The sequence below is a fragment of the Vibrio fluminensis genome, assembly GCF_015278125.1.
GTDB classification, from domain to species: domain Bacteria; phylum Pseudomonadota; class Gammaproteobacteria; order Enterobacterales; family Vibrionaceae; genus Vibrio; species Vibrio fluminensis.
In genome coordinates, this window is record NZ_JADILO010000030.1 from 1 (window position 1) to 10471 (window position 10471).

Annotated in this window: 10 protein-coding genes; 5 read left to right on the forward strand and 5 right to left on the reverse strand. The window is 45.4% G+C overall.

Translation table 11 applies throughout. The features are described from left to right. Nucleotides 1–259: 259 nt before the first annotated feature. Entirely contained in the window at nt 260–793 is a 534-nt protein-coding gene (locus IRQ95_RS17110; RefSeq protein WP_194438159.1) for an AAA family ATPase, read from the forward strand. Nucleotides 794–960: 167 nt separating this feature from the next. Here IRQ95_RS17110 and IRQ95_RS17115 read toward each other — a convergent pair whose 3' ends face one another. Further along, entirely contained in the window at nt 961–1602 is a 642-nt protein-coding gene (locus IRQ95_RS17115; protein ID WP_194438161.1) for a DUF2959 domain-containing protein, read from the reverse strand. Between the two features lie 88 nt (nt 1603–1690). Between IRQ95_RS17115 and IRQ95_RS17120 the strand changes: the two genes are divergently transcribed. From IRQ95_RS17120 to IRQ95_RS17130, 3 genes are all read left to right on the forward strand, one after another. Then, entirely contained in the window at nt 1691–2635 is a 945-nt protein-coding gene (locus tag IRQ95_RS17120) for a virulence factor BrkB family protein (RefSeq protein ID WP_194438163.1), read from the forward strand. Then, the gene (gene dtd, locus IRQ95_RS17125) at nt 2607–3041 is read left to right on the forward strand and encodes a D-aminoacyl-tRNA deacylase (protein ID WP_075652004.1); all 435 of its coding nucleotides are present in this window, start codon (nt 2607–2609) and stop codon (nt 3039–3041) included. Before IRQ95_RS17120 ends, dtd begins: the two co-directional genes overlap by 29 nt. A 90-nt stretch (nt 3042–3131) precedes the next feature. Then, the gene (locus IRQ95_RS17130; protein WP_194438164.1) at nt 3132–4061 is read left to right on the forward strand and encodes a bifunctional GNAT family N-acetyltransferase/hotdog fold thioesterase; all 930 of its coding nucleotides are present in this window, start codon (nt 3132–3134) and stop codon (nt 4059–4061) included. On the opposite strand, the gene IRQ95_RS17135 is transcribed toward IRQ95_RS17130, so the two are convergent. The 4 genes from IRQ95_RS17135 to hslR form a co-directional block, all read right to left on the reverse strand. Further along, nucleotides 4025–5995: an AsmA family protein gene (locus tag IRQ95_RS17135; RefSeq protein WP_194438166.1), complete on the reverse strand. Its 1971-nt coding sequence runs from the start codon at nt 5993–5995 to the stop codon at nt 4025–4027. The two genes, IRQ95_RS17130 and IRQ95_RS17135, sit on opposite strands and share 37 nt — an antisense overlap. A 110-nt stretch (nt 5996–6105) precedes the next feature. Beyond that, nucleotides 6106–7734: a phosphoenolpyruvate carboxykinase (ATP) gene (gene pckA / locus IRQ95_RS17140; protein WP_194438168.1), complete on the reverse strand. Its 1629-nt coding sequence runs from the start codon at nt 7732–7734 to the stop codon at nt 6106–6108. Nucleotides 7735–8070: 336 nt separating this feature from the next. Further along, nucleotides 8071–8946 carry an Hsp33 family molecular chaperone HslO gene (gene hslO / locus IRQ95_RS17145; RefSeq protein ID WP_194438295.1) on the reverse strand — a complete coding sequence of 292 codons (876 nt, stop codon included), beginning with the start codon at nt 8944–8946 and terminating at the stop codon, nt 8071–8073. Nucleotides 8947–8975: 29 nt separating this feature from the next. After that, nucleotides 8976–9362 carry a ribosome-associated heat shock protein Hsp15 gene (gene hslR, locus IRQ95_RS17150; protein WP_194438170.1) on the reverse strand — a complete coding sequence of 129 codons (387 nt, stop codon included), beginning with the start codon at nt 9360–9362 and terminating at the stop codon, nt 8976–8978. Nucleotides 9363–9582: 220 nt separating this feature from the next. On the opposite strand from hslR, the gene gspC reads away from it, so the two are divergent. Continuing rightward, the gene (gene gspC, locus IRQ95_RS17155; RefSeq protein WP_194438172.1) at nt 9583–10443 is read left to right on the forward strand and encodes a type II secretion system protein GspC; all 861 of its coding nucleotides are present in this window, start codon (nt 9583–9585) and stop codon (nt 10441–10443) included. Nucleotides 10444–10471: the final 28 nt, after the last annotated feature.

Consider the following 10471-nt stretch of genomic DNA (forward strand, 5'->3'; position numbering starts at 1 on the left):
CCAAAGGGTTGGTTCTATATAAGTCATGATAATCATCCTTGTGATTGCTTAGATGATCAGATCATGAAATTTAAAATTAGTTCAAAAAAATCCCCAAACCGTGGCTTGGGGATTTGTGTATAAGAGACAGGGCCTCTGGTCATCCTTTTTTCATTTTGTACTCACATACGAACTCGCTTACTTAAGAACCATTAATCCTCATGCTACTATCTCTCTAAACTTTCCAAGAACAACCCCTTTCAAATTGGCAGAAAAACAGATGTTACCCATCATAATTACCGGCGGTCCGGGTGCAGGTAAAACCAGTTTAATTAATCAGTTGGCGCAGCAGGGCTATCAGACTTTTGCTGAAGTCTCTCGCGACTTGATTGAACAGCAGGCGCAGTTAGAAAATGGCATTTTGCCTTGGCATGATCTGCCGGGGTTTGCGGATTTATGTTTGACTCATATGGGGGAGCAAAAGCAACAAGCGGCGCAGCATTCAGTGGCTTTTTTAGATCGTGCGATCCCAGATATTTGTGGTTATTTAGCTGAGGCTAAGCTGGATATCGATGCGCGCTATATTGAAGCGAGTGCTGGCTATAATCCGCAGGTGTTTTTCTGTCGACCACATCAGGCTATCTATGTGCAAGATGAGGTGCGTCCCTACCCATTTGCTGGCGCATTAGCGATTCACAATGCGCTGGTGGCAATCTATCAGCAGTTGGGCTATCAGGTGGTGGAAGTGCCTTGGGGCAGCTTAGATGAGCGCGTGGCGTTTATCGAGAGCGCGATTGCGCTCCCGATCGAGTAGTAATTATACCAATCAGCATAAGTCTTTTATCATTCTTGCTGATTAAAATCGCTGATAACGTTGTTGCAGATTTTGTAATTAGAATAACTAGTTATCTGCAATCTGCGCCTAGTTCTAAGCGATTTTCCTTGCGCAATTTTCTGACCACTTACTTATCCTGATTGGTATTATTTCGCTTGCAGTTTGTTGAGGAACTTGTCTGATTCGTTGATCGCTTGGTTCATCTGACTGATCGCTTGTTCAATCTCTTTCTCTAAGCTAACAAATTCACCTTGTAGCGAGCCAATCGCGCTGGCGTTAAGGTTGTGCTTAAGATATAGCGTATTGTCACGTAGCGCATTGAGCACCGGTGTCATGCGTTGCTCAGCGCGCTGCATCGCTTTAATCATCGTATTGTATGAGGTGCGCGTTTCACGCAGCTTTTGCTCGCTGGCGCGACGTAGAGAGGCGCTAGTATAAAGGTCGAGTTCGTCTTGCCACTCTGCAAATAACGCTTCTGAGACATCTTCAATTGCGGCAATGCGATCACTCACATCTTGCGCTGCGCTCTCACTCGCCTCATATTTATCATTGATTTGGTTGTAAACAGTCTCCAGTTCACCGCCATCAAAATTGGTTAAAGCTGACAGAGCTTCCAAAGCACTGGTAAACTCTTGTTGCGCTTCTTGTTGTGACTGCTTAGCATCTTCAACGCGATCGACCATAATATCGCGTTTATGCACGCCGACTTGCTCCATTGCAGCATAGTAGGTGGACTGACAGCCCGAGAGGGTGGTGATGGCAATAAGCATCGCAATCAAATAAGGCATCTTTAGGTCCCTTTAATAATCAAGAATATGTATAACCAAGTCATTCTCGCTGGATTTAACACCTTGATGTCACTTGGGTATAATTAGGATGAATCAGATGATAGGGAGATACAAGTTGAAAATGACTTCTATCATTCAGCATGTTAATCAATTTGTGCGTTATCTCTTAGCGCGGATGCTGCATGACCGTGTCAATGTCAATGCGGGCTATTTAGCTTACATTACCTTGCTCTCAATTGTACCTATGTTGACGGTACTGCTTTCGGTTCTCTCATCGTTTTCGGTGTTCGCCAACGTTGGTACCGTGATCCAAGATTTTGTCATTACCCATTTTGTACCGACCGCTGGTGATGCAGTAAAATCTGCACTGTTAGAGTTTATTCAAAATACCGGCAAGATGACCGCTGTAGGTGGTGCTTTCTTGTTTGTCGCCGCTTTAATGTTGATATCTAACATCGATAAGAACCTTAACTACATTTGGCGTGTGAAGCATAAGCGCCGTGCCGTGTTCTCTTTCTCAATGTATTGGATGATTTTGACCCTCGGACCGATTCTGGTTGGGGCAAGTATCGCAGTGACGTCTTATGTCACCTCTCTGACGGTGATGGATAACCAAGTCGTCTCAACTGCTTACCAATTGATGTTGCGTTGGTTACCGTTAATCCTCTCTTTCTTGGCGTTTGTTGGCTTATATATGTTGGTACCCAACAAAAAAGTGCAACTTTCGCATGCTATGGTTGGAGCGATAGTTGCGGCATTGTTGTTTGAATTGAGTAAGAAAGGCTTTGCCGCTTATATCACGCAATTTCCGTCGTATCAGTTGATTTATGGTGCGTTGGCGACGATTCCGATCTTGTTTATTTGGGTTTATTTGTGTTGGCTGATCGTACTGGTTGGTGCGGAGGTTACCGCGGCGCTTGGTGAGCAAGAGCACTGGAGTGAGGATGCAGAAATGGTACACTCTGCGCCAAGACATTTGCTAGATAAACAAAAAGGAAGTCAAAGTGATAGCCCTGATCCAGAGAGTGAGTGAAGCCGCAGTACGCGTTGATGGTGAAGTCGTGGGTGAAATTGATCGTGGTCTTTTGGTGCTACTAGGCGTAGAAAAAGATGACGATGAAGCGAAAGCCAAACGCTTAATGGAGCGAGTCACGACTTACCGCGTGTTTGAAGATCAAGATGGCAAGATGAACCTCAACGTTAAGCAAGTCGAAGGTAAGGTGCTGGTGGTCTCGCAATTTACGCTGCCAGCTGATACTAAAAAAGGCACGCGCGCTGGCTTCTCTCGCGGTGCCCACCCAGTGGATGCAGAGCGTTTGTATGACTACTTTGCTGACCAGTGTGAGCAAGTACTGCCGACTGAACGTGGACGTTTTGCCGCAGACATGAAAGTGTCGCTGGTTAACGATGGTCCAGTGACGTTCTGGCTGCAAGTATAGTTAGCCCATCTCCGAGCACAGTCACTTGGGGAACCATAGCAACGTTTCGTTGCCTAAACTTATTGATGAGCAGCAATAAAAGGGATTTTTATGTTTAAGCTGATCACGCCTAAAACAGATAACCAACTTAATAAATACTACCAATTTCGCTGGCAGATGCTGCGTGAACCTTGGCGTATGCCGCAAGGTTCCGAGCGTGACGAGTTTGATGCCATGAGCCATCATCGGATGATTGTCGATGGCCGTGGCCGTCCGATGGCGATTGGTCGTCTCTATATGACGCCAGATAGCGAAGGTCAGATCCGTTTTATGGCAGTGAAAAGTAATCGCCGTAGCAAAGGTATGGGCTCGTTGATTTTGGTGGCACTAGAGTCGCTAGCTCGCCAAGAAGGGGCCAAGCGCTTGGTGTGTAATGCGCGAGAAGAAGCGATCAGTTTTTATGAGCGCAATGGTTTTGAGCGCCGTGGTGAATTAAACGATCAACGTGGTCCAACGCGTCACCAGCAAATGGTTAAGTTGCTCGATCCAATGGCGAATGTGCTGCGCAGGCCGGAGTGGTGTGCGGAGTTGCAAGAGCGCTGGGAACACCATATCCCTATTAGCGATAAAATGGGTATTAAGATAAATCAGTACACTGGTTATCAATTTGAATGTAGCGCCCAACTTAACCCTAATCTCAATCCACATAATACCATGTTTGCCGGTTCGGCCTTTACCCTTGCCACGTTAACGGGTTGGGGCATGACTTGGTTGTTACTCAAAGAGCGCGGCCTGCATGGCGATATCGTCTTAGCTGATAGCCAGATTCGTTATCGTCACCCTGTTGAGCAGAATCCGGTCGCGCAAAGTTCATTAGATGGCATCAGCGGGGATTTAGACCGTCTTGCAAGCGGGCGCAAAGCGCGCATCATTATTCGCGTTACTATCTACAGTGGTGATAAAGCCGCGGTTGAATTTGTGGGTACTTATATGTTGCTGCCAAACTACAATGAGTTACTTGATTCCCGACTTGACTGCTGAGCATTAAGCTCAGGGCATATATCGCTGATGTGATACGCTTTACTCGTCAGATCCGCTTGTAGGCGCTGGCATTTATCTTCCACTTGCAACAATATGGTGGCGAGTTCAGGTCTCGCCAGATCGATATTGCCTGCGAGTTGCGTACCGCGACTTGCCTCCTGAGAGCTCAGTGCAATTCTTCCGCGATCTGCGGTGATCATGAGCTTACCTACATGGAAATTGCGACTAAATTGGCTATTTTCTTGAATTTTCGACGACTTTTTTCGGCTTTCCACTTTTGTCATTTCAGTGTTAGCAATCTCTATGTGGCTATCGCGCAGTGTGGCGGTGATATCTCCGGTAAGAGAATGAGCGAGCATTGAGTAGTCACCAGCCAAGCCATTGATCTGAGCATGTAGATCGACGATACCCTCTACCTCTAGTGGTGGTTGAGCACCGCGAAATTGGTGCTGAAGAGGCATACCATCAACGGTCAGCTCCATTTGCCAAGGTGCACTAAGTTGCTGGCGATCCCATTTTCCCGTCGCTTCAATATAGCCGCTTTCTAGTGGCAAGAATAAACGCTCAAGTCGCCAGACTTTCTCTTGGTTGCTCATTTCTACAATGGCTTGCGTGCTGAGATATTGCGCGTAACTGGCACTGTTTGCTGAGATTTGCAGTGAACCTTGCCATAAACCGAAGTTATTGTTCTGCTTAAGCCTTAGCTTTTCTCCTTCGATGTTTAGCCCGGACACTTGCCAAAATGGCTTATTAGCAATTTGAATCAATTGTGCGTTGTTTATTTCGAGCTGTTCAACACTGACCTCGTCAATATTGTCGAACCAATGGCTTAACGCCGCCAGTTTAGTGCCATTAACATCGAGCCATTTTGTGCCCGAAATGGCGAGGTTTTTCAGGCTCACTTCATTTGGTCGAAATTGACCCTGGAGCTGGACTCGCCCCTGTTGCCAGTTGGTATCGAGTTCGGCGATTTCAATGGAGTGAGGGGTAAAATAGAGTGTTGCACTTGGCTCAACAAATTGTTCACCTTGGTAGTTTAAGGTGTCAGCATTAAATGAAAGGTATCCCTCTTTTTGCTGCCAGATCGACACAGATGGTCGAACGTTCTCGACAGATAGATCTAAGTTCAGCCACTCCATCCCACGATAATTAAGATTGCTTTTGAGAATATCGAGACTATTAATGTCGCGAATCCAGCCACTTGATGTGATCTGCTTAAGCCAATTTAATTCGTTATCAGATGATTTGATATTCAAACCTTCAAGGGTGATGTTGATCAGCGACCAGCCTTGCGGATATTGCTCCGCTTGCCCTGATATTTTGGCGCCATTCCATTCAAATGATGCGCCGTACACCGTGCTATCTTGAGCTTGGTAATTAAGGTCGATCAGGAAATGATTGAATGCTTGTCCTTGGTAGTAAAGTTGTTCCGAGGCAAATTGAATTGCGCCGTAAGGTAGCGTCTTTCCTTTTGCCCAAACTGGCTGCTCAATTTGTACATCAACGTTACGTGCGGAGAAATCACCCCAAGCGAGGTCACTATGTTTGATCGATAATTGTTTGGTGGTGAATTGCTTGGTTAGCGAGAGTAAAGTCGTCAAATCTTTAGCTTGATGCTGGGAAAGGTTAGCACCTTCAATTACCAATGTATCAAGCTTTAGACTTGTGGTGTTCGGTAGGGCTCTGGAAAACCATAACTCTGCTTTCGGTAGATATAGCGTTTCATCGCTGGCAAAAGTTATTCCCTCAAGAGTAAGTTGCAGAGGTGGCGTATAGCTTACTTGCTTGACTTGGATATCACTGTGACGGCTATTCAGCAGGTAATTGACTACAGATGTCGCGTATTGGCTGCGCATCGTTGCATACAGCGCGACGATTGCGCCGATACAGAGTACCGCCAATAGCAAAAAGAGATAGCCCAGTCGTTTAATCAATGTCTTGTCCCAACAGAAGTCCTAGCTATGATTCTGTGCGCAATTTTATTCAGCTGCAACAAAAAAGCCCCTCAAAAGAGGGGCTAGTAGTTAGAATCAAGCCGTTGTCACTAATCGAGCTGAGGACCAGCCGCCACTAGTGATTTGCCTTCTGCATTGTCAGTGTATTTATCGAAGTTGTTGATAAAGCGCTGCGCCAGATCGTGCGCTTTGCTTTCCCATTGCAGTGGATCAACGTAAGTGTCACGTGGATCAAGGATGCTAGGATCCACACCGGGTAGTGATGTTGGCACCGATAGGTTGAAAATCGGAATATGCTTGGTTTCCGCATGCTCAATCGATCCATCCAAGATCGCATCGATGATGCCGCGCGTATCTTGAATTGAGATGCGCTTACCGCTGCCATTCCAGCCGGTGTTAACAAGGTAAGCTTCTGCACCCGCCGCTTCCATACGTTTTACCAGTACTTCAGCGTACTTAGTTGGGTGTAGAGTTAGGAACGCTGCGCCGAAACACGCTGAGAAGGTTGGTGTTGGTTCAGTGATACCGCGCTCAGTACCTGCCAATTTAGCGGTAAAGCCAGATAGGAAGTGGTACTTAGTTTGTTCTGGCGTTAGTTTTGATACTGGTGGTAGTACGCCAAATGCATCAGCAGAAAGGAAGATCACCTTATTCGCGTGACCACCTTTTGAAACAGGTTTAACGATGTTGTCGATATGGTGCAGTGGGTAAGAAACACGAGTGTTTTCAGTTTTTGAACCATCATCAAAATCGATCGAACCGTCGTTGCGAACGGTTACGTTCTCCAACAGTGCATCACGGCGAATCGCGTTGTAGATGTCTGGCTCTGCTTCTTTCGATAGTTTGATAGTTTTCGCGTAACAACCACCCTCGAAGTTGAATACGCCGTCGTCATCCCAACCGTGCTCGTCATCGCCGATTAAGGCACGTTTAGGATCGGTGGATAGAGTAGTTTTACCAGTGCCTGATAGACCAAAGAAGATTGCGACATCGCCATCTTGGCCCATGTTGGCACTACAGTGCATTGACGCGATATCTTTTAGCGGTAAGAAGTAGTTCATCATTGCGAACATACCTTTTTTCATCTCGCCGCCGTACCAAGTACCGCCGATTAACTGAGTGCGTTCAGTTAGGTTAAATACGGTGAAGTTTTCAGAATTTAAACCATGCTCTTCCCATTTCTGGTTAGTGCATTTTGCGCCATTCATTACGACGAAGTCAGGCTCAAATGTAGCCAATTCTTCTTCGCTAGGACGAATAAACATGTTTTTTACAAAGTGAGCTTGCCATGCAACTTCTGTGATGACGCGGATACTCAAACGAGTGTCAGGGTTAGCGCCACAGTAACCGTCAATAACAAAAAGGCGTTTACCAGAAAGTTGAGAAGTGACCAATTGCTTAAGATCATTCCAAACTTCTTGGTTGATAGCTTTGTTATCGTTTTTCACCGCGTCCGATGTCCACCACATATGTTCTTCTGTCGTAGCATCTTTGACGATGTATTTATCTTTTGGTGAGCGACCAGTGAAGATACCAGTATCTACTGCTACCGCGCCAAGCTCGGTGACAACACCGCGCTCGTAGCCTTGCAGATCGGCACGAGTTTCTTCCTCGAAAAGCATTTCATAGCTTGGGTTTCTAACCACTTCTTTTACGTCATGTAGCCCATGCTTCGAAAGATCAATTGTTGCAGCCTTTGTATGTTCCATAACGGTCATAGGTGCTCCTTATGATAAGTTTTTGTAGGGATTTTGTAAGAATGTTTTAATTTTTATATGTTAACCATGCTAGCAACGGACCTTCGACAAAACAGGGGTATAGCTCAAAATTTGCCCATAATTTTTCTAAGGTTTTAGGTGACTCGTCACATATTGGCAGGACTATTTTATCGTGTGCGCAAACAGTTGCGCTAGATCAAAAAGATTATTAATGTGTAGAAATTAAGTATAGCGTGCGGTGCTCAAAAAGCCTGTGATGGTGGGGTTTTAGCGATAAAAAAAGCCAGCTAAGTGCTGGCTATAGAATTATTTTATCGACTTGATAATCAATGCAAATTAATGAATTGTTTTGTTACCACTTTCTGCATCGATGAATAGTTCAGATACCTGAGCTTCATCGAACGAATATGTTGTGCCACAGTAATCACAATGTAAAGATACTGTGCCGGACTCGGCTAAAATGTCATTAATTTCAGCACGATCAACGGTAATGATTGCTGCGCCACTACGCTCGCGTGAACAGCCACAATGGAATTCAACGGGTTGCGGTTCAAATAGGCGAACTTTATCTTGGTTGTATAGGCGGTAAAGAAGCTCTTCAGCGCTCAGCCCGAATAATTCTTCGTTTTTCACTGTGTTAGTCAGTTGCTCTAGATGCTCGAAGTCATCTGGCGTACCCGTACCGTCTGGCATTACTTGAATTAGCATACCTGCAGCGTGCGCTTTACCTTCAAATTCGCCAGTGCGAATCCATAGGCGCGTTTTTAGCTGCTCAGAGTTTGCGAAGTAGTTTTCGATTACTTGAGTTAGGTTTTCACCTTCAAGACCAACGACACCTTGATAGCGTTCGCCTTTCTTCGGTTCAATAGTGATCACTAGGTAACCTTTACCCATCATCTCGTGCAGTGTCGCGTCATCAGCGATGTCGCCATCCCAGCGAGCCACGCCACGGATCTTTTGATCGTGGTCGCCGTTGATTACGGCTAGAGATACTGGGCCGTCACCTTGAAGTTGAATAGTAATTGAACCTTCAAACTTCAGTGTTGCTGTGAGTAGCGTGGTTGAAACCAGTAGCTCACCAAGTAGCTTTTGCAGTGCTACTGGGTATTCCTTGCTAGCGATAATTCGTTGGTATGCTTCATCCAGTTGCACCATTTCGCCACGTACTGATAGTTCTTCAAATAGGTAGCGGTTTAAAACATTGTTCTTGATTACAGTATCAGTCATTTGGAGAGTCCAACTTATTGATGTTTAAACTTGATAATATCGCGGCGCTGTTTCTTATCAGGGCGGCGATCTGGGCTAGGGTTATGCGCATTAAGTTTGCGTTGTAGCGCATATTCTTCACGCTTGGCAATACTGGCAGCGGTTTCAGTGTAGAGGGTTTGAGCTTCAGGTGCGCCACGGCGCTGACCAGAGATCTTCTCAATAGTCACTGTTTTTTCTTCATTACCTTGTCGCAAGGTAATCATGGCACCTAGCTCAACAATTTTACTTGGTTTGCTTCGTTGTCCATTATAATGGACTTTGCCGCCGTCAACCATATTTCGCGCGATTGAACGTGTTTTGTAGAAACGGGCAGCCCATAGCCATTTGTCCAAGCGTATTGCTTCTGTTGGGGAACTCATTTTGTTCTCGACCCTCTAACTAGCTCGAATATCGCTCATACAATGGTGATACCTAGTCCATTTTTCAACTTTAGAGTAAAAAAAAATAGTTAACATTCTATTTTGTAGGAATCTTTTTTATATAGCCGCAATCTATAGTTTGTTAGAATTGCTGGTTACTGGTCTTTATTGCACTGAAAGCGCATGACCAAGTTAAACATCCAGTTATCAAGGAAATCCAGTGAAGCTCAGCTCTAGTTCTCCAGTTTTACAAAAGCTAATTGCCAATCAAGCGCGCGTCAGTGCTTTATTGACGATCACCTTACTGTTGCTTACCGCATGGATTTTAGGTCGTTTGATTTGGTTTCCTTACCAGCAAACTCAAATTACCCCATGGAAAGCGAGCACTTCTGCAAGTCAAACGACAGATGCACGTTTAGATACCGCGAATTTGTACAACAGTCATTTATTTGGTGAATACAAAGCGGCGGTGAAGCCCGTGGTAAAACAGAAACTGGAAGATGCACCAAAGAGTCGCCTTAATGTCGTGCTGGTGGGAGTGGTAACCAGTACGAATTCGCAAAAGAGTTTGGCAGTAGTCGCGAAAGGTGGCACGCAAGCGACTTACGGTGTCAATGAAACCATTGAAGGTACGCGAGCCAAATTGGTGCAAGTACAATCAGACCGCATCATTGTTGATAACGCTGGCCGTAACGAGACGGTGATGCTGGAAGGTCTAAAATACTCCGCGCCAGTGCAAAAAACTCAGCGAAAGGCTACAAATAACTTAGGTAAAGGTAAGCTTGATCAGATCCGTGCTGAAATTACCAGTAACCCACAACAAATTTTTCAATATGTTCGTATGTCACAACTTAAACGTGATGGTGAAGTCGCTGGTTATCGACTTAGCCCAGGCAAGAGCCGCGAACTGTTTGACTCGGTAGGCTTAAAAGAGGGCGATGTCGCTACTCATTTAAATGGACAGGACTTACGCAACGCTGCTGCGATGGGTGAGATCTTTAAAAATCTATCGGAATTAACTGAACTGAATTTGACCGTAGAGCGTGATGGACAACCCTACGATATCTATATCGAATTGTAATACGCGCAGAGAATTATCCTTTGAGGAG